Genomic DNA, 25,460 nt, shown 5'->3' with positions numbered 1-25,460 from the left:
GTGGGTTGGGCCCGTGGTGTACACCAACCCGATAGCACTCCTGTGTGATCGGCTACAATGCCCGACGACTCTGGAGATGGAGACCTCTGTGCGAATTGCGCTATTACTCTCGGCATGGCTGTTCTGCCTGGGCGCCCACGCCGCCCCCGTGAACGTCGCCACCCTGGACCGTGGCACCTGGCCTGAAAACCTCAGCAGCCCGGCGCTGTTCGACGTTGCATCCCGTGCGGAAATCCTGATGTTCGCCCATGGCCTGTTGGCCAGCGAGGCGCTGGATGAACCCGCACTCAAACAGCGCCTGGGCCTGAAAAATATCAACCTGGTGTCCATCGACGACCTGCGTCGCCAGTTGTGGCAGCGATTACTCGATAACTACACGTTCGCCCAGCAAAGCTGCGAGCAGGACGCCTCGTTCTGCTACCTGGTGGAGAACATGGACGACCTGCGTGAACAAGCCGGCAAGTTCGAAGTCAGCGACAACTCCTTCTACATCGGCTGGGCCGGCCCCAGCAGCACCTTCCATGAACGCTATCTGGACGAGTTACTGCGCAAGGCCGCGCTGTTCCCACAGATCAGCAGCGAGATCGCCCGTTTCGGCGACCACGAGCGCAACGGTGATGAACTCAATGACCGCCTGTTCCTGCTGACCTTCGACGGTGGCCCGGCATCGATCAGCGGCAACACCGACTGGCTCGCCGACTACCTGCGCAAGCAAAAGATCAACGCTATCTTCTTCGCCTTGGGCAACAGCCTGCAGGCACGGGCCGAGAAGAGTTCGTCGGCGAACGTGCAGGCGCTATACCAGGGCCAGTGCGTCGGTATCCAGGGCTGGCAGTACCGCTCTCACAGTCATTGGGTCGACTGGCAGTCCTCCATCACCCGCAGTGCCTCGTTGACCCAGGGTCTGTTGCCGGAAAACTACCTGCCGCTGTTTCGCCCGCCCTACGGCCAGCGTCGCCCGGATAGCCAGGGCTTCTTCCAGTCCCAGGGGCTGCAAGTGGCGTTATGGGACATCGATTCAGAAGACGAGGCGGGCAAACTCAAGGCTGACGAGTCGGCCAACCGGGTGCTGACGCTGATGCTGCTGTGGCGGCGCGGGGTGATCGTATTCCACGACACACAGGATAAGGCGCGGGTGGCATTACCCTGGCTTTTACACGCAACGGCGCAAAGTGGACTTGGCTGGCAGGATTGTCGGGAGGCGTTTCGCTGAAAGCCACGAAGAGCCCGGCCCTGTTGAGGCTGATGCTTTTCGGGGGAAAATTCAGGAGGTATTTCGGTACAGGCGGACTTCCGACTTTAACGGTGCAAGGCCTCTGCGCCTAGTGCTATTCGTCATCCTGAAAAATAAACTTCAAAAAAGCGTCAAAGTGCTTTTTCCTGTCATGGGTTTTGCGGTATTACGAAGACAGATCGCCGAAACCTGCAACACAGGTGGCGTCTTCCAAGACTCCTCTTGTGGCAACGCACTTGACGCCCCTCCAGTGTGTTCGGTGGTCGAATCGAGGCGCAGCACTGTCATGGTATTGCGTCGACTGGCTCCCACAAAGGTGACCGAGTATGGATGATCATGGACGTAACCCTTCTTCCAACCAGCCAATCCTTTATGTGCTTGATACCAATGTATTGATCCACGATCCAAACGCGCTGCTCAATTTTGAAGAGCACCACGTCGCCATCCCGATGATCGTGCTTGAGGAGCTCGACAAGCTCAAAAGCGGGCACCACAGCGTTGCCGCCGAATGCCGCCAGGCCATCCGACTGATCGACAAGACCCTGGGCGAAGCCTCTCCCGAGAATGTTGAACAGGGCGTGCCGATCCAGCGTGGTAAAAGCGGGCCCAAGGGTTTGCTGTCGATCCTGATGAGCAAACACAGCGAGCCCAACAACCTGCTGCCGGAAAACCTCAACGACAACAAAATCATCAATCAATTGATCGACCTGCACACCCGCGACAAGGATCTGCGCGTGGTGCTGGTGACCAAAGACATCAATATGCGCCTCAAGGCACGAGCGTGTGGGATCGCTGCCGAGGACTACAGTACCGACCAACTGGTCGACGACGTATCGATGCTGTCCCGGGGTTATCACACCATGACCGGCTCGTTCTGGGACCGTGTCAGCAAGGTCGAAACCCGTCAGGACCATGGCCGCACCTGGCACCAGGTACAACTGATCGACAACCTGCCGGCCGTGCACATCAACGAGTTCATCATTGACGAGCAGGGCTTCGTCGGTTGGATCAAAGAAATCCAGGTGGACAAGTTGCTGATCCTCGACCTGCATCAGGAACCTCTGTTGCACCAGGAGGCCTGGGGCCTGAAACCTCGTGACATTTACCAGAGCCTGGCACTGTATGCGTTGCTGGATCCGGACATCCACCTGGTCAACCTGACGGGGGCCGCCGGCTCCGGGAAAACCATCCTGGCCCTGGCTGCAGCCATCGAGCAGACCATGGTCACCAAACGTTATCGCCGCATCATCGCCACCCGCAGCGTGCAGGGGCTGGACCAGGAAATCGGCTTCCTGCCAGGCACCGAGGCGGAAAAAATGGAGCCGTGGCTGGGGGCGATCACCGACAACCTCGAAGCCTTGCACATGGATGACGAAAACACCCATGGCAGTGTCGATTACATCCTCAGCAAAGTGCCGTTGCAGTTCAAATCCCTCAACTACATTCGAGGTCGCAGCTTTCAGCAGAGCCTGATTTTGATCGATGAATGCCAGAACCTGACGCCGCACCAGATAAAAACCATCATCACCCGTGCCGGCGCCGGTTCCAAAGTGGTGTGCCTGGGCAACCTGGCGCAGATCGATACCCCTTACCTGTCCGCGACCAGTTCCGGGCTGACTTACTTGACGGAGCGCTTCAAGGATTTCCCCAACGGCGTGCACATCGCCCTGCAGGGAGTCCCTCGTTCGATTCTGGCCGAATACGCAGAGTCGCATTTGTAAACATGTAGGCGCGGGCTTGCTCGCGAAGGACTTCAACGACAACGCGGGGGCATCTGGAGCCTCGCGTTGTTCTTTGGTTTTTCGCGAGCAAGCTCGCTCCTACAAGGTTTACAATCGGGGCTTCTGATCAGGAGTATCCCCGTGCTGACTCATCTCGATTCCCAAGGTCGCGCCCATATGGTCGACGTCACCGACAAGTCCGTGACGTTCCGTGAAGCGGTGGCCGAAGCACGGGTGCGCATGTTGCCCGAGACCCTGAAAATGATTGTCGATGGCGCCCATCCCAAGGGCGACGTGTTCGCCGTGGCGCGGATCGCCGGGATCCAGGCGGCGAAAAAGACCAGCGACCTGATTCCCCTGTGCCATCCGCTGATGCTCACCGGCGTCAAGGTCGAACTCAGCGCCGAAGGCAATGATGCAGTGCATATCGTTGCTCGCTGCAAGCTCAGCGGCCAGACCGGCGTGGAGATGGAAGCGTTGACCGCCGCCAGCGTTGCTGCATTGACCCTCTACGACATGTGCAAGGCAGTGGATCGGGGCATGACCATCGAAAACATTCGCCTGCTGGAAAAACTCGGTGGCAAGAGCGGGCATTTCAAGGCGGATGCGCAATGAGTATGACGGTGTTGTTTTTTGCCCGTTACCGGGAAGCAGTGGATTTGGACTCGCTGGAGGTTGAGGGCGAATTCGCCACAATCGACGCCTTGCGCAAGGACTTGCTCAAAGACCCCGCGTTTGAAGTGCTCAACGAAACCGGCTTGATGTGTGCTCGCAACGAAGAGCTGTGTTCCCTCGACGAACCGCTGGTTGACGGCGACGAGGTGGCCTTCTTCCCTCCTGTGACCGGAGGCTGATCATGACCATCCGTGTGCAAGCCCAACCCTTCGACCCCGGAGCCGAAGTCAATGCCATGCACGCGGCCAACGTCGGCGTGGGCGCGGTGGTGAGCTTTGTCGGTTATGTCCGCGACTTCAACGACGGCCTCGACGTAGCGGGGATGTTCCTGGAGCACTACCCCGGCATGACCGAAAAGGCCCTTGCCAAAATTTCCGTGGAGGCCGAGCAACGCTGGCCGCTGCTCAAACTGGAAGTGCTGCACCGTATTGGCGCCCTGGAGCCGGGTGAGCCGATTGTCTTTGTCGCTGCTGCCAGTGCCCACCGCCAGGCGGCGTTTGATGCTTGTGCGTTTGTCATGGACTATCTGAAAACGCGTGCGCCGTTCTGGAAGAAAGAGAACACCGCCCAAGGGCCGCGCTGGGTGGAAGGGCGCGACAGTGATCATGCGGCGGCGGATCGCTGGAACTAGGCGTCCCCCTCGCTCCTGCAAGGGGATAACATCGCTTCAGTCAGCCCACATTCGGCCAACGCTTTCGGCAATGGTTCTCCACGCACCAGCGCCGCACTCGCCTGGCCCATGGCCGGTGACGTTTGAATCCCGTAGCCACCCTGGGCGGCAATCCAGAATAAGCCTTCCACTTGCGGATCAAACCCGCACACCAGGTCGCCATCGCTGACAAAACTGCGCAGCCCCGCCCACGTCCGCGTTGGGCGGCGAATGGTCAGGGTGGTGGCCTCGGTGATCTGGTAGATGCCCATGGCGATGTCCAGTTCTTCGGGCTGCACGTCGTGGGGCTCTACCGGGTCTGCATTGGCCGGCGAGCCAAGGAACATGCCGGCGTCGGGCTTCATATAGAACGAGCCATCGAGGGCCGCCAGTTCCGGCCAGCCATGGATGTCCAGCCCGGCAGGCGGGGCGAAGACAAAGGCGCTACGTCGCTTGGGCTGCAGGCCGATTTTTTGCGCGCCGGCCAGCTCGCCGATCTGGTCGGCCCAGGCGCCTGCCGCGTTGATAATGACGGGGGCACAAAAGCGTTGCTGCGAGGTGCGCACCTGCCATTGGCCCTGATCGTCACGGTTCAACTTCTGCACGTCGTTGTCGGTGTGGATGACGCCACCGTTGCGCCGGATGCCGCGCAAATAGCCCTGATACAGCGCATCGGTGTCGATATCGCAAACCGTCGGGTCGTAGATGGCGCCATGGACTCTCTCACGGCGCAGAATCGGCATCATGGCCATTGCTTCGCCGATGTCGAGCAAGCGGGTCTGCGCAACCAGCGCCTTGGCGCTCAGGTACTGGCGCTGCAACTCATCGGGGTCACCGGTGAAATCGACAATGATTTCGCCGCGGGGTGTGAGCAGCGGATGTTCGGTGAAGTCTGCGGGCGGATAATCGAAAAAAGCACGGCTGCCCAGGGTCAGGGCACGGACTTGCGGCGTACCGTAGGCGGCAATGTACAGCGCGGCGGAGCGGCCGGTGGAGTGATAGCCCGGCACCGACTCGCGTTCCAGCACGATGACGCGAGCGTGTCGGGACAACCAGTACCCGGCGGATGCCCCGGCAATACCGCCACCGATGATGATGAAGTCGGCCTGGTTCATCCTTTCCTCCTTGAACATCTCCCCCTCGCCCCTACAGTATGGCGGCGATCCTTATGGGCGCTTGCGCTCGACCGGACGCAACAGATGCGTCGGCGGGGTTTCGCAACTGATCTTGCGTCCCAGCAGGGTTTCGATCGACGGCAACTGATACGAGTCGTCTTCACCAGCAAAGCTGATGGACACCCCGGCAGCACCCGCGCGACCGGTACGGCCAATGCGGTGTACATAGTCGTCCGGCACTTCCGGCAGGGTGAAGTTGATCACGTGGCTGATGCCGTCAATATGAATCCCGCGCCCGGCCACATCGGTGGCCACCAGCACGCGAATCTTGCCTTCGCGGAAACCTTCCAGGGTCTTGATCCGCTTGTGTTGTGGCACGTCGCCGGACAATTGCGCGGCGTTGACGCCGTCGCGTACCAGACGCTCTTCGATGCGCCGCACTTCATCCTTGCGGTTGGCAAAGACCATCACCCGTTCCCAGCCGTTGTCGTTGACCAGATTGTAGAGCAACTTGTACTTGTCGGCTCCGGCCACGGCATAGATGTGCTGTTCGACGTTTTCGCTGGCAGGGCTTTGCGCTTCGATCTCGACGATGGACGGGTCAGTGGTCCATTGTTTGGCGAGGTTCATCACGTCTTCGGTGAAGGTCGCGGAGAACAGCAGGGTCTGGCGTTCGTTCTTCGGCGGGGTCTGGCGAATGATCTGGCGTACTTGCGGGATGAAACCCATATCAAGCATGCGGTCGGCTTCGTCCAGCACCATCACTTCAACCATGTCCAGGTGCACGTCGCCACGCTGGTTGAAGTCCAGCAAGCGGCCCGGTGTCGCCACCAGGATGTCGCAATGTCGTGCTTCCAGGTGCTTGAGCTGTTTGTCGAAGTCCATGCCACCGACGAACGTCATGACGTTGAGGCCGGTGTACTTGGTCAGGTCGGCGGCGTCCTTGGCAATCTGCACCACCAGCTCCCGGGTCGGAGCGATGATCAGGGCGCGCGGTTCGCCCATGTAGCGCTCTTTCGGCGGCGGGGTCTGCAGCAACTGGGTGATGATCGAGATCAGGAACGCTGCCGTTTTACCGGTACCGGTCTGGGCCCGGCCGATGGCGTCCTTGCCCGCCAGGGTGAAACCCAGGACTTGTGCCTGGATTGGCGTGCAGTACGGGAACCCCAGGTCCTGGATGGCATGCATCAGTTCCGGGGCGAGCTTGAAGTCGTGAAAGCGGGTCTTGCCTTCCTGGGGTTCGACAACGAAGTCTTGCAGTTTCCAAGGGATGACAGGCGGTTTCGGTGCACGCTCGCGGCGAGGCTTTTCCTGGCGCGCAGGTTCTGCGGGCGATACTTGTGTGGCCGGAACCGGGGCTGGTGCGCTCCGGCCAGGCTGTTTACCGTCATTGCGGTTGCCGGGGGCGTGGACAGGAGCGCTGGGAACAGGGGCGAGCGGCTCGGCCTCGCTTTTACCGAACATCTTCTTGAGTGCTTTGAGCACGGTCATCTCATCAATTGGTTAAGGAATATACGCCGGGCAGTGTAATGCAAGAATCGAGCGCGGCGTAGTGCGTTGGTCATACGGCTACATAATGCTTGGTTTTCAGCTCAGGCGAGCAGTCAGCCAGGCACCGATATCGCGTATCTCCTCGGGTAACACTTCATGGCCCATTGGGTATTCCTGCCATGTGACGGTGACACCGCGGGTTTTCAAATGCTCATAGGCGCTACGACCCATGGCGTTCTGCACCACGTCGTCGTATTGGCCGTGCAGGCACAGGGTGGGAATCCGTTGCTGGCTGGCGGATAACTCAAGCTCGTCGCTGAACGTTGGCGCGTAAGTGGAGAGGGCGATCACGCCACCCAATGTGCCCTGCCATTTCACAAAGGCGGTGTGCAAGACCACGGCGCCGCCCTGGGAAAAGCCGGCGATAAAAATTCTCGAGGCGTCTATTCCGCTGCTTTTTTGTGCGTCGATCAAATCCGTGAGTACTTTTGCCGAGCCGTCCAGTTCTTCAAGGCTGATGGATCGGGCCGGGCTCATGGCCTTGATGTCGTACCAACTGGGCATTTCGTAGCCGCCATTGATAGTCACGGGCCGGGTCGGCGCCTGGGGCAAAACAAAGCGGGTGGAAAGTAGCGTTTCCTGCAGCGCTTCGGCGACCGGCAGGAAGTCGTAGCGATCGGCACCCAGGCCATGCAACCAGATAACGCAGGCGTCTGCGGGCTTGTTGGGCTGAAGAATCAAGGTCTGGGTCATGTCTGCTCCATAAATGTGCGTGCGCTCCGTTGACGTGCGTCGGGACGGTGCGCGATGGGGTTATCTGTTAAGAAGATGTCGCAAGGTTGAATCTTTTGCTATTGACCAACGGCTGAATCGACTCAGCCTGCAGTCTGGTACGGCGCTTGCTACTAAGAAACCTGATGTCATCGCTGAACCCGGGCGGTAACACTAGCAGTGACTACCGCTTGTGGGATAGCAATTGGACTTACAGCGACAGCTTTGTGCCGTTTGACCTCAAAAAAAGCCAACACAGGTCAATTTCGCCTCATAAGGGTGCGGCAGGGCTCAAGCTCCGACACAACAAGAGCAACTGGAGGTTTGAATGAAGGTATTGAAATCCACCCTGGCCATCGTTTGCGCGGCCGCAGCACTGGGTGTCAGCGGTTTCGCCCAAGCCGGCGCTACCCTGGATGCCGTGCAGAAGAAAGGCTTTGTACAATGTGGCGTGAGTGATGGTTTGCCGGGTTTCTCGGTGCCGGATGCCACCGGCAAGATCCTCGGCATCGATGCTGACTTCTGCCGCGCTGTAGCCGCCGCCGTGTTCGGCGACGCGACCAAAGTTAAATTCAGTCAGTTGAATGCCAAGGAGCGTTTCACCGCGCTGCAGTCTGGCGAAATTGACATCCTGTCGCGTAACACCACCATGACCAGTTCCCGTGACGCGGGCATGGGCCTGAAATTCCCTGGCTTCATCACCTACTACGACGGCATCGGTTTTCTGGTAAACAACAAGCTGGGCGTCAAGAGCGCCAAGGAACTGGACGGTGCAACCATCTGCATCCAGGCCGGTACCACCACCGAGCTGAACGTTTCCGATTACTTTCGCGGCAACGGCCTGAAATACACCCCGATCACCTTCGACACCTCCGATGAAAGCGCCAAGTCGCTGGAATCCGGTCGTTGCGACGTGCTGACCTCCGATAAATCCCAGCTGTTCGCCCAGCGCAGCAAACTGGCTGCGCCAAAAGACTACGTGGTTCTGCCGGAAACCATTTCCAAGGAGCCACTGGGTCCGGTCGTGCGTAATGGCGATGACGAGTGGCTGGCAGTTGTGCGCTGGACTGGCTACGCCATGCTCAACGCTGAAGAAGCCGGCATCACCTCGAAGAACGTCGAAGCTGAAGCCAAGGGCACCAAGAACCCGGACGTTGCCCGGATGCTCGGTGCTGACGGTGAATACGGTAAAGACCTGAAACTGCCGAAAGACTGGGTCGTGCAGATCGTCAAGCAAGTCGGTAACTACGGTGAAGTGTTCGAGCGCAACCTGGGCAAGGGCACCCCTCTGGAAATCGACCGTGGCCTGAACGCGCTGTGGACCAACGGCGGCATTCAATACGCACCACCAGTGCGCTGATGGTTCTATCACCCGGCGGGCCAACCGCCGGGTGATGTTCTGTTCCATTCTTTGCGGGGCACTTCATGCAAAATTCAATCGGCGCACCGAAGCAGAGGTTCAGCCTCAGCGATCCACGAGTGCGTGCCTGGGTATTTCAGATCGTCACTATTGTGGCGGTGGTTTCACTGGGTTGGTTTCTGTTCGATAACACGCAAACCAACCTTGAGCACCGGGGTATTACCTCCGGTTTCAGCTTTCTGGAGCGTAGTGCCGGTTTCGGCATCGCTCAAACCCTGATTGACTACACCGAAGCGGACAGCTATGCCCGGGTTTTTGTCATCGGGTTGCTCAACACCCTGCTGGTGACCTTCATCGGTGTGATCCTGGCGACGATTCTCGGTTTCATTGTCGGCGTGGCGCGGCTGTCGAAGAACTGGATCATCGCCAAGCTGGCAACCGTGTACGTGGAGGTTTTCCGCAATATTCCGCCACTGCTGCAAATCCTGTTCTGGTACTTCGCGGTGTTCCTGACCATGCCGGGGCCGCGCGCCAGCCATAACTTCGGCGACACCTTCTTTGTCAGCAGCCGTGGCCTGAACATGCCGGCCGCACTGGCGGCGGATGGGTTCTGGCCGTTCATGACCAGCATCGTGCTGGCGATTGTTGCCATCGTGGTGATGACTCGCTGGGCCAACAAGCGCTTTGAAGCAACCGGCGCGCCGTTCCACAAGTTCTGGGTCGGCCTGGGGTTGCTTCTAGTGATCCCGGCGCTGTGCGCCCTGGTCTTCGGCGCCCCTGTGCACTGGGAAATGCCGGAGCTCAAGGGCTTCAATTTCGTCGGTGGCTGGGTACTGATTCCGGAACTGCTGGCATTGACCCTGGCACTGACGGTGTACACCGCGGCGTTTATCGCCGAGATCGTACGCTCGGGCATCAAGTCGGTCAGCCACGGCCAAACCGAAGCGGCGCACTCGCTGGGCATGCGCAACGGCCCGACCCTGCGCAAGGTGATCATCCCGCAAGCCCTGCGCGTGATTATTCCGCCGCTGACCAGCCAATACTTGAACCTGGCGAAAAATTCGTCCCTGGCGGCCGGTATCGGCTACCCGGAAATGGTTTCGTTGTTTGCCGGAACAGTGTTGAACCAGACCGGCCAGGCCATCGAGGTGATTGCGATCACCATGAGCGTGTACCTGGCGATCAGTATCAGCATCTCCTTGCTGATGAACTGGTACAACAAGCGCATTGCGCTGATCGAGCGGTGAGGAAACGCGCATGACATCCCATACTTTTAAACCCGATATGCCCCCACCGAGCAGCAGCATCGGCGTGGTGGCATGGATGCGCGCGAACATGTTCTCCAGCTGGCTCAACACCTTGCTGACGTTGTTCGCGTTCTACCTGATTTACCTCGTGATTCCTCCAATCCTTAGTTGGGCGATCATCGACGCCAATTGGGTTGGCACCACCCAGGCCGATTGCACCAAGGAGGGCGCCTGCTGGGTGTTCATCCAGCAGCGCTTCGGCCAGTTCATGTATGGCTACTACCCGGTGGGCCTGCGCTGGCGCGTGGACTTGACCGTGTGGTTGGCCATTGTCGGCGTGGCGCCGTTGTTCATCTCGCGTTTTTCGCGCAAGGGGATCTACGGCCTGAGCTTCCTGGTGCTGTACCCGATCATTGCCTACTTCCTGCTGCACGGCGGGATTTTCGGCATGACCAACGTCGCTACCAGCCAATGGGGCGGCTTGATGCTGACCCTGGTGATTGCCACCGTTGGTATCGCTGGCGCCTTGCCGTTGGGGATCGTGCTGGCGTTGGGGCGACGCTCGAACATGCCGGCGATTCGTGTGGTCTGCGTGACCTTCATCGAGTTCTGGCGCGGTGTGCCGTTGATCACCGTGTTGTTCATGTCCTCGGTGATGTTGCCGTTGTTCCTGCCCGAAGGCATGAACTTCGACAAACTGCTGCGGGCGCTGATCGGGGTGATCCTGTTCCAGTCGGCCTACGTGGCCGAAGTGGTGCGCGGCGGCCTGCAAGCGATCCCCAAGGGGCAGTACGAAGCCGCTGCGGCGATGGGCCTGGGTTACTGGCGCAGCATGGGCCTGGTGATTTTGCCGCAAGCCTTGAAGATGGTGATTCCTGGCATCGTCAACACCTTCATTGCCCTGTTCAAGGACACCAGCCTTGTGATCATCATCGGCCTGTTCGACCTGCTCAACAGCGTCAAGCAAGCCGCCGCCGACCCCAAATGGCTGGGCATGGCCACCGAAGGCTACGTCTTCGCCGCCCTGGTGTTCTGGATTTTCTGTTTTGGTATGTCGCGCTATTCCATGCATCTGGAACGCAAGCTCGACACAGGCCACAAGCGTTAGGAGTTCTATCGATGAGCGAAGCAATCAAACAGCCTGTGAGCCCTGAAGGCATTATCCAGATGCAGGGCGTCAACAAGTGGTACGGCCAGTTCCACGTGTTGAAAGACATCAACCTAGACGTCAAGCAGGGCGAGCGTATCGTGCTGTGTGGCCCGTCGGGTTCCGGCAAGTCCACCACCATCCGCTGCCTCAACCGTCTGGAAGAGCACCAGCAAGGCCGCATCGTGGTCGATGGCGTGGAACTGACCAACGACCTCAAGCAGATTGAAACGGTCCGCCGTGAAGTCGGCATGGTGTTCCAGCACTTCAACCTGTTCCCGCACCTGACCATCCTGCAAAACTGCACCCTGGCGCCGATGTGGGTACGCAAGATGCCCAAGCGCAAGGCCGAGGAAATCGCCATGCACTACCTGGAGCGTGTGCGCATTCCGGAGCAGGCCCACAAATTTCCGGGGCAGTTGTCCGGCGGCCAGCAACAGCGCGTGGCGATTGCCCGTGCGTTGTGCATGAAACCGAAAATCATGCTGTTCGATGAACCGACCTCGGCGCTTGATCCGGAGATGGTGAAGGAAGTACTCGATACCATGATCGGTTTGGCCGAAGACGGCATGACCATGCTTTGTGTGACCCATGAAATGGGCTTTGCACGCACCGTGGCCAACCGTGTGATCTTCATGGACAAGGGCGAGATTGTTGAACAGGCTGCGCCGAATGACTTCTTCGACAACCCGCAGAATGATCGGACCAAGTTGTTCTTGAGCCAGATTCTGCATTGATCGACAGGTGATGCTTAACAATAAACCCGGCTTGCTGCCGGGTTTATTGTTTGTGGACTCGGAAGCCTTGAGCGCTTCAGCCCCCGTGTTCACGGTGTAGGTGAGGGTGATTTTACTAATCGAAAATTCAGTTCCTTCTGCTGCCTGAAAACCCTAGTGCGTTGCCCTCGTAGGCAAGTCCGAATAAGCTGTAGGAAAATTCATCCTATGATTGGACGAAAGCGCATAACTGATGACAGACATCGCCCCCTTGATCAAACGCTCTCTGGTGGATCAGGCCCTTGAGCAACTGCGCCAGCGCATCACCCAAGGCAAATGGGCCGTGGGCGAGCGCCTACCCACCGAACCCGAGCTGTCCGCCGAGCTGGGCATCAGCCGCAACACTGTGCGCGAGGCCATGCGCGTATTGGCATTTTCCGGGTTGATCGAGATCCGCCAGGGCGATGGAAGTTACCTGCGCTCGATGACCGATCCGCTGGGCGCCATGAAAGCCTTGTCCCATTGCTCCCTGGGCCAGGCCCAGGAAACGCGGCAAATTCTCGAAGTCGAGGCCGTTGGCCTGGCGGCCTTGCGTCGTACCGACGAGGATTTGCAGGCCCTGCGCTTGGCGTTGAACGACAGTGGCGCGCACTACCACGGTGATCTTGAGACCTACATCAGTTGCGATCTGATATTTCACCAGCGCCTGGTGGATGCCGCCCACAATCCGGCCTTGAGCGAGCTGTACCAGTACTTTTCCAGCATTGTCGGTGCTCAGTTGCGCCAGACCTTGAATGCCCAGCCCAGGCGCCAGGCGGTATTCGACCGGCACGCAGAACTACTCGATGCCGTGGAGCAACAGGACCCGGAACGAGCCAAGGCTCTTTCCCGGCAGTTGATCAATGAACCTTGACCCCGAGCACACCATGCCGCGTAAAGAACCACACCCTCCAGAAAATACCCTTGAAGAGCTGCTGATCGACGCCGAGGCCGATGACGATGAGGTCCAGCACAGCCAGCCCGTGGTGAGCCGCCCATGGTTGTTGCTGCTGGGCCTGATTCTGGTCGCGCTGAACTTGCGTCCGGCGCTGTCGAGCATGGCGCCGTTGCTCAGCGAAGTGTCCAGCAGCCTCGGTCTTTCGGCGACCAAGGCCGGCTTGCTGACCACCTTGCCGGTATTGTGCCTGGGCCTGTTTGCGCCGATGGCACCGATCCTGGCTCGGCGCTTTGGGGCTGAGCGGGTAGTACTGGGAATCTTGTCGACCCTGGCTGGTGGGATCATCCTGCGCAGTTCGTTCGGTGAAGCGGGACTGTTTGCCGGCAGCCTGCTGGCCGGTGCCAGTATCGGCATTATCGGGGTGCTGTTGCCCGGTATCGTCAAGCGCGACTTCGCCAAACAGGCCGCAGCCATGACCGGTGTCTACACCATGGCCCTGTGTCTGGGGGCGGCGCTGGCGGCAGGCTCCACAGTCCCGTTGAGTCATTACTTCGGTGGCAGTTGGACTATCGGCCTGGGCTTCTGGGTCCTTCCGGCCCTGGCGGCGGCGCTGTTTTGGCTACCCCAGGTTGGCCAGAAACACGGCGCACACAAGGTGGCTTATCGCGTACGCGGCTTACTGCGTGATCCGCTGGCCTGGCAGGTGACGTTGTACATGGGCCTGCAATCGTCCCTGGCCTATATCGTGTTTGGTTGGCTGCCGTCGATCCTGATTGACCGCGGCTTGACGGCGACCCAGGCCGGCCTGGTGCTTTCCGGCTCGGTGATCGTGCAACTGGCCAGTTCCCTGGCGGCGCCATGGTTGGCCACGCGCGGCAAAGATCAACGTCTGGCCATCGTCGTGGTGATGTTGCTGACCCTTGGTGGCTTGTTCGGCTGCCTGTATGCACCGCTGGACGGATTGTGGGGCTGGGCGATTTTGCTGGGCCTGGGGCAGGGCGGCACTTTCAGCCTGGCGCTGACCTTGATTGTGCTGCGTTCGCGCGACTCCCATATAGCCGCCAATCTATCAAGCATGGCCCAAGGCATCGGCTATACGCTGGCCTCCCTCGGTCCGTTCGCGGTCGGCCTGGTGCATGACTGGACGGGCGGATGGGCTGCCATTGGCTGGATTTTCGCAGTGATTGGCCTGGGCGCGATCATCGCCGGATTGGGGGCTGGTCGGGCGCTGTATGTTCAGGTCAGCAGCGAGAAACTCTGAGGTTCCAGGCAAGCCGCTTCCCGCGAGCGAAGTGTTGGTATTCAGGGCCAGGTTCTGTGTGCATACAGCAGCATTCCCGGCACAAATGTCGATGGTGTTCCCCTGCCGTGGGGATTATTGTAGGCCGCCTGCCTTTTTTGCGGAAGTTGCCCATGAGTGACGCTCATAACGCCCTGATCAACGAGTTCTACCGCGCTTTCCAGCGGTTGGACGCCGAGGCCATGAGCGCCTGCTACACCGAGGATGTGGTGTTCAGTGATCCGGCTTTCGGTGTATTGCGTGGGCGTGACGCGAAAGACATGTGGCGCATGCTGACTACCCGGGCGAAGAGTTTCTCCCTGGTTTTTGACGGCGTGTACAGCGATGACAACGCCGGCGGCGCTCACTGGGTGGCGACCTATCTGTTCAGCGCCACGGGTAACACAGTGGTCAATGATATCCAGGCGCGCTTTGTGTTCCGCGACGGCAAGATCTGCGAGCATCATGATCACTTTGACTTGTGGCGCTGGTCGCGTCAGGCGCTGGGCACCAAGGGCTTGTTGCTGGGTTGGACGCCGCTGGTGCGCAAGGCGGTGCGTGCCCAGGCTGTGAAAGGGTTGAGGGCGTTCCAGGCCAGTCGTTGATAAGATTGGCGCTCTTTTGGTTTGCCAGAACATTCCGTGAATAGTCCCTCAACCTGCGTTGACGCTGAGCCCAAGCCATGGTTTGTCTACCTGGTTCGCGCCGCCAATGGCTCTTTGTATTGCGGAGTCAGCAATGACCCGGTGCGTCGTTTCGCCTCTCACCAGAGTGGCAAGGGCGCACGGTTTTTCCTTTCAAGCCCGGCCGTGGCGCTGGTCTACACCGAAGCCTGTTCCAGCAAAAGCGAAGCCTTGCGCCAGGAGCGGCTGATCAAGAAGTTGAAAAAAAGCGCCAAGGAGTGCCTCGCAGCCAGCGGCGCAGGGGCTTATCAATCTGACTGATCGGTTCCCATCAGGCCGACAGGTAGGCCGGGTAGGGTTTGCACGTTAAGCTGGGCATTCACTCATTTAGTGGAGCCCGGCATGTCTGAGTTAATCCTCCATCACTATCCGCAATCGCCTTTTGCCGAAAAAGCCCGGCTGTTGCTGGGCTTCAAGGGGCTGTCCTGGAACTCGGTGCGTATCTCGCCGGTGATGCCCAAACCCGACCTGACTGCGCTGACTGGCGGCTACCGCAAGACGCCCGTGTTGCAGGTCGGTGCCGATATTTATTGCGATAGCGCGCTGATTGCCCGGCGCCTGGAGCAGGAAAAATCCTCGCCGGCACTGTTTCCCGAAGGTCAGGAAATGATCGTCCAGGCATTTGCCGCCTGGGCCGACTCGGTGGTGTTTTCCCATGCGGTAAGCCTGGTATTCCAGCCTGAATCCCTGGCTGAAAAGTTTGCCAACGTCCCGCCGCAAGCGCTTCAGATGCTGGTCACCGACCGTGCAGCCCTGTTCAGCGGTGGTACGGCTTCCCGCCTGCAACTGGACGTGGCCAAACATCAGTGGCCAGCGATTATCTCGCGCCTTGAGCAGCAGTTGCAGCGTCAAGAGGGGGACTTCCTGTTCGGTGAGCCGTCGATCGCCGACTTTTCCATGGCCCATCCGTTGTGGTTCCTCACAGGGTCGGCGGTGACTTCTCCCCAGGTGGAGGCTTATCCCGCTGTTTCGGCTTGGCTTGGGCGAGTGCTGGGCTTCGGGCATGGTACCGCCAGCGAGATGAGCGCCGAGCAAGCATTGGAAGTGGCGCGTGCGGCAACGCCCGCAGCCTTGCCGGATGAAGTGTTCGAAGAGCCGAACGGCTTCAAGACCGGCCAGCAGGTAGTCATCGCGGCGACCGACTATGGCGTCGACCCGGTAGCGGGTGAGTTGCTGTTTGCCGGTCGCGAGGAGTTGATCCTGCGGCGTACCGATGAGCGGGTTGGCACGGTGCATGTGCATTTCCCGCGCCTCGGATTTCGCATCAGCTAACGCCATCCCCTGTAGGAGCGAGTTCGCTCCTACAGTTTTAAAGCCTCCATGATCGCATCCGGGTTGTAGTCGCGAACCAGCGTCCCGTTAACGTCCACAAACGGAATCCCGCCACCACCCAGTGCTTGGTAGGCCTTGCGTCCCTCGGCATCCTTCTCGAGGTCGACCGTCTTGTAGGGAATGCCTTTCTGATCAAGAAAACGCTGGGTCTGCTTGCAGTAACCACACCATGGGGTGGTGTACAGCGTCACCCGGGCATTGGCCCGGACCTGTTCGGCCACCACTTGCGAGGGGTTGAACAACCGCTCGATCTTGCCCCAGTTCTCAAAAATCACCACCACCAGCAACACCAGCAAGACTTTCTTCAGCACACCGCCCAGCATCAGTTACGGCGCTTGAGCTGATCAGTCAGTTGGGTTGGCAGCCCCTTGATAATCAATGTGCCGGCCGCTTCGTCGTATTCGATCTTGTCACCCAGCAGGTGCGCTTCGAAGCTGATGGACAGGCCTTCGGCGCGCCCGGTGAAGCGGCGGAACTGGTTGAGAGTGCGCTTATCCGCCGGAATCTCTGGTGACAGGCCGTAGTCCTTGTTGCGGATGTGATCGTAGAAGGCTTTCGGCCGAGCTTCGTCGATCAGTCCTGACAGCTCTTCCAGGCCCATGGGTTCGCCCAGCTTGGCCTGGCTGCTGGCGTAATCCACCAGGGTCTTGGTTTTTTCGCGGGCGGACTCGTCCGGCAGGTCTTCGCTTTCAACGAAGTCGCTGAAGGCCTTGAGCAAGGTGCGGGTTTCTCCCGGGCCGTCGACGCCTTCCTGGCAGCCGATAAAGTCACGAAAGTACTCCGAGACTTTCTTGCCGTTCTTGCCCTTGATAAACGAGATGTACTGTTTCGATTGTTTGTTGTTCTGCCACTCGGAGACGTTGATCCGCGCCGCCAGGTGCAGTTGGCCCAGGTCCAGATGGCGCGATGGGGTCACGTCCAACTGGTCAGTCACCGCCACGCCTTCACTGTGATGCAGCAGTGCGATCGCCAAGTAGTCGGTCATGCCCTGTTGATAGTGAGCAAACAGCACATGGCCGCCCGTGGAGAGATTGGATTCTTCCATCAGTTTTTGCAGATGCTCTACCGCCACCCGGCTGAACGTAGTGAAATCCTGGCCGCCGTCGAAATACTCCTTCAACCAGCCACTGAACGGGTGCGCGCCGGACTCGGCATGGAAAAAGCCCCAGGCCTTGCCTTGTTTGGCGTTATAGCTCTCGTTGAGGTCGGCAAGCATGTTCTCGATGGCTGCCGACTCGGCAAGTTCGGAGTCGCGGGCGTGGAGAACTGCGGGTGTGCCGTCGGGTTTTTTGTCGATCAGGTGGACGATGCAATGACGGATCGGCATGGGCTTCTCGGCTGATTGAATGGGAGAGGGTGCGCTCCCGGAAAAAGTCGCCAGTGTACCGCACCCGTTGGTTGCAGAGGGTGTGAAGGGCGTTTTGGGCATCGTCCGACGGCCTATAGGCCTTTTTTTCGCGGTTTAGAGCGATAAAGCTGACCAAATGGGTAGGTAGAGGCGGATATTTCCCCGTCTCTGTGCTAGTTTTGCCCCGTCTTACGCGCAGTCTTGGCGTTAAGCGTGCATTCAGCATTTGTCAGGTCGAACCAAACCCTGTTTCAAGTATCTATAACCCCGACCTGTCGTGGTTATAGGCGAAGGGGGCCAGGCCTTGATGGTCGGGCTCGATGGCTGACACTGCACTCTGCAATCCAAATGAATTTGATAGGGAAGGAACACCACAATGGCTATTACTAAAGACCAACTGATCGCTGATCTGGCTGAAGCTGTAGACGCACCAAAAACCACCGTGCGCGCACTGCTCGACCAACTGAGCCAGATCGTTGCTGACCAGCTGGAAAACGGCGGCGAAATCACTCTGCCAGGCGTTGGCAAGCTGAAAGTGACCGAGCGTCCTGCCCGTACTGGCCGTAACCCTTCGACTGGCGCTGCCATCGAAATCGCTGCCAAGAAAGTGATCAAGCTGGTTGTGGCTAAAGGCCTGACCGATTCGGTCAACAAGTAAGACGCAGCAAAAAAAACCGTGCTCCGGAGCGATCCGGGCACGGTTTTTTGTTGCCTGTGATTTTGTAGGAGCGAGCTTGTTCGCGAAAAACGTCAACGATAACGTGGGTATTCTGGATAAACGCGGTGCCCTTGGGTTTTTCGCGAGCAAGCTCGCTCCTACAGTGTGATCTGCCCATCAGGAGTGGATTAGTCCTTACGGACCCAGCGCTGGCGCCACACCTGCTGCTCGCTTGGAGTCTGGAAGGTCCAGGCGACAAAGCGGCTCTGCTTTTGCCCCTGAGACATTTCCACCACCTGGCTCTCCAGCACGCCAGCCTTCTTCAAGGCAGTCTGGATCGTCGGCAGATTCGATGCTTTTGACACCAGGGTGCTGAACCACAGCACTTTATGTTGGAAGTGCGCACTCTCGGCAATAAGCTGCGTCACAAACCGCGCCTCTCCACCTTCGCACCACAATTCAGCCGACTGGCCACCAAAGTTCAGTACCGGCAGCTTGCGTTTGGGGTCGGCCTTGCCCAAGGCACGCCATTTGCGCTCGCTGCCTTTGGTCGCTTCTTCCATGGAGGCATGGAACGGCGGGTTGCACATGGTCAGGTCAAAACGCTCACCCGGCTCCAGCAGGCCCAGCAAGATGTGTTTGGGGTTGCTTTGCAGGCGCAGCTGGATGGCTTTGTTCAGCCCGTTGGACTGCACGATGGCCTTGGCTGCAGCCACGGCCGTCGGGTCGACCTCGGAACCGAGGAAGTGCCAGCGGTAATCGCTGTAGCCGATCAACGGGTAGACGCAGTTGGCACCCATGCCGATGTCCAGCACCTTGACCGGCGCGCCACGGGGAATCTGGCCCTCGTTGACGCTGGCCAGCAGGTCAGCCAGGAAGTGCACATAGTCGGCACGCCCCGGAACGGGAGGGCACAGGTAATCAGCCGGGATATCCCAATGCTGGATGCCGTAGAAGGCTTTCAGCAACGCCCGATTGAATACCCGCACTGCGTCGGGGCTGGCGAAGTCGATACTTTCCTTGCCGTAGGGGTTGATGATCACGAATTTCGCCAGTTCCGGCGTGGTCTTGATCAGCGCCGGGAAGTCGTAACGGCCCTGGTGGCGGTTACGCGGGTGCAGGGAAGCCTCTTTGCGTGGAACGACGGCCTTGGCCGGGGTCACGGGTTTAGGCTTCTTGCGTGGCGGTTTGGGTGTGCTGGGAGCGGTCATGGGCTGCGTCGATTCTGGGGTTGTTTCAAAAGTGGCGGGCATTGTCCCACATTCCTGACCAAGCCCGGTGATCGTTCCCACGCAGAGCATGGGAGCGATCGTCGATCGTTGCGCAAAAAAAAGAGGCCCTAAGGCCTCTTTCTTACACGGCTCGCACCTTACAGGCTGGAAATCCGTGCATGTTGCTCCGCCAACTTGCCCAGGGCCTGTTCAGCCTCAGCCAGTTTGGCGCGTTCCTTTTCGATGACTTCAGCCGGCGCCTTGTCAACGAACGCAGCATTGGACAGCTTGCCGCCGACGCGTTGCACTTCACCTTGCAGGCGCAGGATTTCCTTGTCCAGGCGCGCCAGTTCAGCGCCTTTGTCGATCAGGCCTGCCATCGGCACCAGCACTTCCATCTCACCGACCAGGGCGGTCGCGGACAGCGGTGCTTCAGCGCCAGCGGCCAACACGGTGATCGACTCCAGCTTTGCCAGCTTCTTGAGCAGTGCATCGTTCTCGCTGAGACGACGCTGATCTTCGGCGCTGGCGTTCTTCACGAACACTGCCAGCGGCTTGCCAGGACCGATGTTCATCTCGGCGCGGATGTTGCGCGTGCCGAGCATCAGGGTCTTGAGCCATTCGATATCGCTTTCGGCGGCCTCATCAATGCGCGCTTCATTGGCCACCGGCCAAGGTTGCAGCATGATGGTCTTGCCTTCGATACCGGCCAGCGGCGCCAGGCGCTGCCAGATTTCCTCGGTGATGAACGGCATGAACGGATGTGCCAGGCGCAGCGCCACTTCCAGTACGCGAACCAGGGTACGACGGGTGCCGCGCTGACGTTCGACCGGCGCGTTTTCGTCCCACAGCACTGGCTTGGACAGCTCCAGGTACCAGTCGCAGTACTGGTTCCAGATGAACTCGTACAAGGCCTGTGCCGCCAGGTCGAAACGGAACTGGTCGAGTTGGCGGGTCACTTCGGCTTCGGTGCGCTGCAACTGGGAGATGATCCAGCGATCTGCCAGGGACAGTTCGAAGGCTTCGCCGTTCTGCCCGCAGTCTTCACCTTTATCCAGCACGTAGCGCGCGGCATTCCAGATCTTGTTGCAGAAGTTGCGATAGCCTTCCACGCGGCCCATGTCGAACTTGATGTCACGACCGGTGGACGCCAGGGAGCAGAAGGTGAAACGCAGGGCGTCAGTGCCATAGCTGGCAATGCCGTCGGCGAACTCGTCGCGGGTCTGCTTCTCGATTTTCTTCGCCAGTTTCGGTTGCATCAGGCCCGAGGTGCGTTTGTGCACCAGGGTTTCCAGGTCGATGCCGTCGATGATGTCCAGCGGGTCCAGGACATTGCCCTTGGACTTGGACATCTTCTGGCCTTGGCCATCACGCACCAGGCCATGCATATAGACAGTTTTGAACGGGACCTGCGGCGTGCCGTCCTCGTTCTTCACCAGGTGCATGGTCAGCATGATCATCCGGGCAACCCAGAAGAAAATGATGTCAAAACCGGACACCAACACATCGGTCGGGTGGAAGGTTTTGAGGGCCTCGGTTTTTTCCGGCCAACCCAAGGTCGAGAACGTCCACAGGCCCGAGCTGAACCAGGTGTCCAGTACGTCATTGTCCTGTTGCAACGCGATGTCCGCACCCAAGTTGTGCTTGGCACGAACTTCGGCTTCGTCGCGGCCCACATAGACTTTGCCCGACTCGTCGTACCAGGCCGGGATGCGGTGACCCCACCACAGCTGACGGCTGATGCACCAATCCTGGATGTCGCGCATCCACGAGAAGTACATGTTCTCGTACTGTTTCGGCACGAACTGGATACGGCCGTCTTCCACGGCAGCAATGGCAGGCTCTGCCAGCGCTTGGGTGGATACGTACCATTGGTCAGTCAGCCAAGGCTCGATCACGGTGCCGGAACGGTCGCCCTTCGGCACTTTCAGGGCGTGATCGTCGACGCTTACCAACAAACCGGCGGCGTCGAAGGCGGTCACGATCTGCTTGCGTGCTTCAAAACGGTCGAGACCGGCATATTCAGCCGGGAGCTTGCCGTCGACGCTGTCGTTCAGGGTGCCGTCGAGGTTGAACACCTGGCAGGCTGGCAGTACGGCAGCGTTTTTGTCGAAGATGTTCAGCAACGGCAGGTTGTGACGCTTACCGACTTCGTAGTCATTGAAATCGTGGGCCGGGGTGATTTTCACGCAGCCGGTGCCGAATTCAGGGTCGCAGTAGTCGTCAGCGATGATCGGGATGCGACGGCCAACCAATGGCAATTCAACAAACTTACCGATCAGGGCCTGGTAACGTTCGTCGTTCGGGTTAACGGCTACGGCGGCGTCGCCGAGCATGGTTTCCGGGCGGGTGGTGGCGACGATCAGGTAATCGTTGCCTTCGGCGGTCTTGGCGCCGTCGGCCAGCGGGTATTTCAGGTTCCAGAGGAAACCTTTCTCGTCATGGTTTTCCACTTCGAGGTCGGAAATCGCTGTGTGCAGCTTGGTGTCCCAGTTGACCAGGCGCTTGCCGCGGTAGATCAGGCCGTCTTCGTGCAGGCGTACGAAGGCTTCTTTCACCGCTTCCGACAGGCCGTCGTCCATGGTAAAGCGCTCGCGGCTCCAGTCGACGGACGAACCCAGGCGACGGATCTGGCGGCTGATGTTGCCTCCGGATTGATCCTTCCATTCCCAGATTTTCTCCAGGAATTTCTCGCGGCCCAGGTCGTGGCGGCTCTGGCCGGCAGCTTCCAGTTGGCGTTCCACCAACATCTGGGTGGCGATACCGGCGTGGTCGGTACCTGGCTGCCACAGGGTGTTGCGGCCCTGCATGCGACGGAAACGGATCAGGGCATCCATGATCGCGTTGTTGAAGCCATGGCCCATGTGCAGGCTGCCAGTGACGTTCGGTGGCGGAATCATGATGGTGTATGAATCGCCGGCGCCTTGCGGGGCGAAATAGTTCTCGGACTCCCAGGTCTGGTACCAGGAAGTTTCAATGGCGTGCGGCTGGTAGGTCTTATCCATGCGCGGCGGGACCCTAGTTGGCATTTGTTCAGGAAAGCCGACAAGTATAGCGGGGGGGAGCAGCTGCAAGCTACAGGCTATGAGCTGCATACCGAGCGGGGGCTTTTCTTGCCGTTTGTAGTTAGTTGCTTGTAGCCGCGGCGATCAGCCGCTCCAACCGAGCATCCAGCCGGCGCTTGATTTCTGTTTCGATATGCGGGGCGAAGTCGTCAATCACGTCTTGCATGATCAGTTGAGCGGCGGCGCGCAGCTCGTTGTCCAGGTGCAGCAGCAGGGCGTCCGGAGCTTTTTCGGCCTCGGGTTCGACAGCTGAAGCCTGCGCAGGTGGTGGAGCCGGAACCGGAACCGGAACAGCCTCTGCATCAGGCGTTTCGACTGATACCAGCGCAGGCTTGGCACCGACCATATCGAACAATAATGGAATTTGTACGTCACTGGCCACGTCGTTCAGCAACGGTGGCTGCAGGTTGTCATCACCCAACAACTGGCGGATCGACTCAAGGTCATCCAGCAGATGGTCAGACGGTTTTAGCTGATTTGGAGTGTCCATCGTGTGCTCAGAGTCGCTGTAATCGGTGGTCTTGCAGAGAATAGCCCTGTTCGCGGTAGAAACGGAAACTCTCCCGCGCAGCCTGACGAATAGCGGGGTCTTCTACCACCACTTCGGCCACACGGGCGAAACCCTTGGCGAAGACCGGCACTTTCAGGTCCAGGTTGACCAGCAGGTCATGGTGATCGCCACAGCTGTCACCCAAACCCAGCACCACCAGGCCGTCGGGCTCCGATTCGGCGGGGCCGTGGGGCACGAAGCTTTCGCCCTTGAAGCGCCATAGGCGAGCGTCGAGCTCGTCACGCTGGGCAGCATCGCTGCAATGCAGGTAGATGCGATGGCCCATGCGCCAGGCTTTCTCGGTGAGTTTGCAGGCAAAGTCCAGGCGTGCCGAAGGGTCGGTGCTGGGCAATATATAGAAGTCGACTTGGGTCATTGCGGTTCCTGGAACGGCCTGGAGAGCTGTTCACGTGCCCACTGTAGGAGCGAGCTTGCTCGCGAAGGCCGTCAACGATGACGCGCTCATGCCGGATGAGCACGTCGTTCCCAGGCTTTTCGCGAGCAAGCTTGCTCCTACAGTGAAGGGTGCGCGGAGTGTTTACACCTTGGCTCGATCCAGCAGGTACTGGGTCAACAGTGGCACTGGACGGCCAGTGGCGCCCTTGTCCTTGCCGCTGGTCCAGGCGGTGCCGGCGATGTCCAAGTGAGCCCAGTTGAGGTTCTTGGTAAAGCGCGACAGGAAGCAGGCAGCCGTGATGGTGCCGGCTTTCGGGCCGCCGATGTTGGCGATGTCGGCAAATGGGCTGTCCAGTTGTTCCTGGTACTCGTCGAACAGCGGCAGTTGCCAGGCGCGGTCGTCGGCTTGCTTGCCGGCGCTGAGCAGTTGCTCGATCAGCTCGTCGTTGTTACCCAGCAGGCCCGAGGTGTGAGAGCCCAGGGCAACGATGCAGGCGCCGGTCAGGGTGGCGATGTCGATCACTGCCTGCGGCTTGAAACGCTCGGCGTAGGTCAGCGCATCGCACAGCACCAGGCGACCTTCGGCGTCGGTATTGAGGATTTCCACGGTCTGGCCGCTCATCGTGGTAACGATATCGCCTGGACGGGCGGCACCGCCGCTCGGCATGTTCTCGGCACAGGCGAGGATGCACACCAGGTTGATCGGCAGCTTGAGCTCCAGCACGGCGCGCAGGGTGCCGAAGACACTGGCGGCGCCGCCCATGTCGTATTTCATCTCATCCATGCCGGCGCCCGGCTTGAGGCTGATGCCGCCGGTGTCGAAGGTGATGCCTTTGCCGACCAGGGCAAACGGTTTCTCGGACTTCTTGCCGCCGTTGTATTGCATGACGATCAGGCGTGGCGGCTGGTCGCTACCCTGGCCCACGGCGTAGAACGAGCCCATGCCCAGTTCCTTGATCTTCTTCTCGTCCAGCACTTCGACTTTCAGGCCCTTGAACTCCTTGCCCAGCGCCTTGGCCTGCTCGCCGAGGTAGGTCGGGTGGCAGATATTCGGTGGCAGGTTGCCCAGGTCACGGGTGAACGCCATGCCGCTGGCAATGGCCTGGGCGTGGTTCACGGCGCGCTCGACTTCAGCCTGGGCCGCCTTGATGGTCAGCAGGGTGATTTTTTTCAGGGCGCGGGGTTCGGCTTTCTGGCTCTTGAATTGGTCGAAGGTGTATTCGCCATCGGCCAGGGTTTGCGCCAGCAGGCGGGTCTTGCCGTAGCTGTCGCGGCCCTTGACTACGATTTCGTCCAGGGCCAGCGTCGCATCACTGCCGCCCAGGCCTTTGAGGGTTGTGAGAATGGCGCTGATGATCTTGAGGAATGGGCGGTCGCCCAGTTCGGCGTCCTTGCCTACGCCTACCAGCAATACGCGATCAGCCTTGAGGTTCGGCAGGTTTTGCAGCAGCAGGCTCTGGCCGACTTTGCCGGCCAGGTCGCCGCGCTTGAGGACTGCGCTGATGGCGCCGCCGCTCAGTTCGTCCAACTGCTTGGCAGCAACACCCAGCTTGCGGCCTTCGCCGACGGCAACCACGAGGGTGGCGGTTTTCAACGTTTGCGGGCTAACGCTTTTTACAACCAGTTCCATGTTCGGGTCCCTTGATGAGGTCTGAGAGCCAGGCGTCTGTACCGCCGGCTTTATAAGCCTGGCCGCCTATAGGTGGCCTGCGACAAAGGCCGCAGTTTGAACCTCGCAAGCGCAGCCTGACAACCCTTGCGGGCAGCTTTGTGCGCGTGCTTTCGCATGCGCAGTGACAGGCGTGGTCAATCACAGGATAATGCGCCATCTTTATTAGCCGGCCTGTCCAAACGGGTCGACTCGGTATGCTTGCT

Annotated in this window: 25 protein-coding genes; 15 read left to right on the top strand and 10 right to left on the bottom strand. The window is 59.5% G+C overall.

Going from position 1 to position 25,460, the window contains the following annotated elements:
* The first annotated feature begins 88 nt into the window (after window positions 1–88).
* The 5 genes from GIR22_RS16105 to moaE all read left to right on the top strand — a co-directional run bounded on the left by GIR22_RS16105 (window position 89) and on the right by moaE (window position 4,261).
* On the top strand, window positions 89–1,213 hold the full coding sequence (locus GIR22_RS16105) for a polysaccharide deacetylase family protein (RefSeq protein ID WP_178122297.1): 1,125 nt from the start codon (window positions 89–91) through the stop codon (window positions 1,211–1,213).
* A gap of 347 nt (window positions 1,214–1,560) precedes the next feature.
* On the top strand, window positions 1,561–2,955 hold the full coding sequence (locus GIR22_RS16100; protein ID WP_154744293.1) for a PhoH family protein: 1,395 nt from the start codon (window positions 1,561–1,563) through the stop codon (window positions 2,953–2,955).
* Window positions 2,956–3,096: 141 nt separating this feature from the next.
* Complete coding sequence (moaC, locus tag GIR22_RS16095) at window positions 3,097–3,570, top strand: cyclic pyranopterin monophosphate synthase MoaC (protein ID WP_178122296.1); 474 nt, start codon at window positions 3,097–3,099, stop codon at window positions 3,568–3,570.
* Window positions 3,567–3,809 (top strand): MoaD/ThiS family protein, encoded by a 243-nt coding sequence (locus GIR22_RS16090; RefSeq protein ID WP_154744292.1) that lies wholly within the window; start codon window positions 3,567–3,569, stop codon window positions 3,807–3,809. Before moaC ends, GIR22_RS16090 begins: the two co-directional genes overlap by 4 nt.
* A gap of 2 nt (window positions 3,810–3,811) precedes the next feature.
* On the top strand, window positions 3,812–4,261 hold the full coding sequence (gene moaE, locus GIR22_RS16085) for a molybdopterin synthase catalytic subunit MoaE (RefSeq protein ID WP_154744291.1): 450 nt from the start codon (window positions 3,812–3,814) through the stop codon (window positions 4,259–4,261).
* On the opposite strand, the gene GIR22_RS16080 is transcribed toward moaE, so the two are convergent.
* The 3 genes from GIR22_RS16080 to GIR22_RS16070 form a co-directional block, all read right to left on the bottom strand.
* Complete coding sequence (locus tag GIR22_RS16080; RefSeq protein WP_154744290.1) at window positions 4,258–5,394, bottom strand: NAD(P)/FAD-dependent oxidoreductase; 1,137 nt, start codon at window positions 5,392–5,394, stop codon at window positions 4,258–4,260. The two genes, moaE and GIR22_RS16080, sit on opposite strands and share 4 nt — an antisense overlap.
* Window positions 5,395–5,445: 51 nt before the next feature.
* On the bottom strand, window positions 5,446–6,885 hold the full coding sequence (rhlB, locus tag GIR22_RS16075) for an ATP-dependent RNA helicase RhlB (RefSeq protein ID WP_154744289.1): 1,440 nt from the start codon (window positions 6,883–6,885) through the stop codon (window positions 5,446–5,448).
* Window positions 6,886–6,981: 96 nt separating this feature from the next.
* Window positions 6,982–7,638, bottom strand: coding sequence for an alpha/beta hydrolase (locus GIR22_RS16070; RefSeq protein ID WP_154744288.1), 657 nt, complete (start codon window positions 7,636–7,638; stop codon window positions 6,982–6,984).
* Window positions 7,639–7,984: 346 nt separating this feature from the next.
* Here GIR22_RS16070 and GIR22_RS16065 point away from each other — a divergent pair, with 346 nt between their 5' ends.
* The 9 genes from GIR22_RS16065 to GIR22_RS16025 all read left to right on the top strand — a co-directional run bounded on the left by GIR22_RS16065 (window position 7,985) and on the right by GIR22_RS16025 (window position 16,297).
* Window positions 7,985–9,016 carry an amino acid ABC transporter substrate-binding protein gene (locus tag GIR22_RS16065; RefSeq protein WP_154744287.1) on the top strand — a complete coding sequence of 344 codons (1,032 nt, stop codon included), beginning with the start codon at window positions 7,985–7,987 and terminating at the stop codon, window positions 9,014–9,016.
* 65 nt (window positions 9,017–9,081) lie between these two features.
* A complete protein-coding gene (locus tag GIR22_RS16060) occupies window positions 9,082–10,263 on the top strand; it encodes an amino acid ABC transporter permease (protein ID WP_154744286.1) in 1,182 nt (393 codons plus the stop codon).
* 10 nt (window positions 10,264–10,273) lie between these two features.
* A complete protein-coding gene (locus GIR22_RS16055; RefSeq protein ID WP_154744285.1) occupies window positions 10,274–11,371 on the top strand; it encodes an amino acid ABC transporter permease in 1,098 nt (365 codons plus the stop codon).
* Between the two features lie 11 nt (window positions 11,372–11,382).
* On the top strand, window positions 11,383–12,147 hold the full coding sequence (locus tag GIR22_RS16050) for an amino acid ABC transporter ATP-binding protein (protein WP_048723765.1): 765 nt from the start codon (window positions 11,383–11,385) through the stop codon (window positions 12,145–12,147).
* A 232-nt stretch (window positions 12,148–12,379) separates the two neighbouring features.
* A complete protein-coding gene (locus GIR22_RS16045; protein WP_154744284.1) occupies window positions 12,380–13,039 on the top strand; it encodes a FadR/GntR family transcriptional regulator in 660 nt (219 codons plus the stop codon).
* Window positions 13,029–14,324, top strand: coding sequence for a CynX/NimT family MFS transporter (locus GIR22_RS16040; protein ID WP_154744283.1), 1,296 nt, complete (start codon window positions 13,029–13,031; stop codon window positions 14,322–14,324). The genes GIR22_RS16045 and GIR22_RS16040 overlap by 11 nt, the downstream gene beginning before the upstream one ends.
* 152 nt (window positions 14,325–14,476) lie before the next feature.
* Window positions 14,477–14,947, top strand: coding sequence for a nuclear transport factor 2 family protein (locus tag GIR22_RS16035; RefSeq protein ID WP_154744282.1), 471 nt, complete (start codon window positions 14,477–14,479; stop codon window positions 14,945–14,947).
* A gap of 36 nt (window positions 14,948–14,983) precedes the next feature.
* Entirely contained in the window at window positions 14,984–15,286 is a 303-nt protein-coding gene (locus GIR22_RS16030; protein WP_178122295.1) for a GIY-YIG nuclease family protein, read from the top strand.
* 81 nt (window positions 15,287–15,367) lie between these two features.
* Complete coding sequence (locus GIR22_RS16025) at window positions 15,368–16,297, top strand: glutathione S-transferase family protein (protein ID WP_154744280.1); 930 nt, start codon at window positions 15,368–15,370, stop codon at window positions 16,295–16,297.
* A 29-nt stretch (window positions 16,298–16,326) separates the two neighbouring features.
* Here GIR22_RS16025 and GIR22_RS16020 read toward each other — a convergent pair whose 3' ends face one another.
* The gene (locus tag GIR22_RS16020) at window positions 16,327–16,680 is read right to left on the bottom strand and encodes a glutaredoxin family protein (protein ID WP_154744279.1); all 354 of its coding nucleotides are present in this window, start codon (window positions 16,678–16,680) and stop codon (window positions 16,327–16,329) included.
* A complete protein-coding gene (yejK, locus tag GIR22_RS16015) occupies window positions 16,680–17,684 on the bottom strand; it encodes a nucleoid-associated protein YejK (RefSeq protein ID WP_154744278.1) in 1,005 nt (334 codons plus the stop codon). The genes GIR22_RS16020 and yejK overlap by 1 nt, the downstream gene beginning before the upstream one ends.
* A gap of 397 nt (window positions 17,685–18,081) precedes the next feature.
* On the opposite strand from yejK, the gene GIR22_RS16010 reads away from it, so the two are divergent.
* The gene (locus GIR22_RS16010) at window positions 18,082–18,363 is read left to right on the top strand and encodes an HU family DNA-binding protein (protein ID WP_154744277.1); all 282 of its coding nucleotides are present in this window, start codon (window positions 18,082–18,084) and stop codon (window positions 18,361–18,363) included.
* Between the two features lie 188 nt (window positions 18,364–18,551).
* On the opposite strand, the gene rlmF is transcribed toward GIR22_RS16010, so the two are convergent.
* The 5 genes from rlmF to GIR22_RS15985 all read right to left on the bottom strand — a co-directional run bounded on the left by rlmF (window position 18,552) and on the right by GIR22_RS15985 (window position 25,215).
* Window positions 18,552–19,574, bottom strand: coding sequence for a 23S rRNA (adenine(1618)-N(6))-methyltransferase RlmF (rlmF, locus tag GIR22_RS16005; protein ID WP_154744276.1), 1,023 nt, complete (start codon window positions 19,572–19,574; stop codon window positions 18,552–18,554).
* A gap of 158 nt (window positions 19,575–19,732) precedes the next feature.
* The gene (locus GIR22_RS16000) at window positions 19,733–22,579 is read right to left on the bottom strand and encodes a valine--tRNA ligase (RefSeq protein WP_154744275.1); all 2,847 of its coding nucleotides are present in this window, start codon (window positions 22,577–22,579) and stop codon (window positions 19,733–19,735) included.
* A gap of 121 nt (window positions 22,580–22,700) precedes the next feature.
* Window positions 22,701–23,129, bottom strand: coding sequence for a DNA polymerase III subunit chi (locus GIR22_RS15995; protein WP_154744274.1), 429 nt, complete (start codon window positions 23,127–23,129; stop codon window positions 22,701–22,703).
* Between the two features lie 7 nt (window positions 23,130–23,136).
* Window positions 23,137–23,565 carry a DNA polymerase III subunit chi gene (locus GIR22_RS15990; protein ID WP_154744273.1) on the bottom strand — a complete coding sequence of 143 codons (429 nt, stop codon included), beginning with the start codon at window positions 23,563–23,565 and terminating at the stop codon, window positions 23,137–23,139.
* A gap of 162 nt (window positions 23,566–23,727) precedes the next feature.
* Window positions 23,728–25,215, bottom strand: coding sequence for a leucyl aminopeptidase (locus GIR22_RS15985; RefSeq protein WP_154744272.1), 1,488 nt, complete (start codon window positions 25,213–25,215; stop codon window positions 23,728–23,730).
* Window positions 25,216–25,460: the final 245 nt, after the last annotated feature.

This window comes from Pseudomonas karstica, assembly GCF_009707515.1.
GTDB lineage: Bacteria > Pseudomonadota > Gammaproteobacteria > Pseudomonadales > Pseudomonadaceae > Aquipseudomonas > Aquipseudomonas karstica.
Note: the sequence above shows the minus strand (reverse complement) of the source record. Positions and strands in the feature narration are given on the sequence as shown.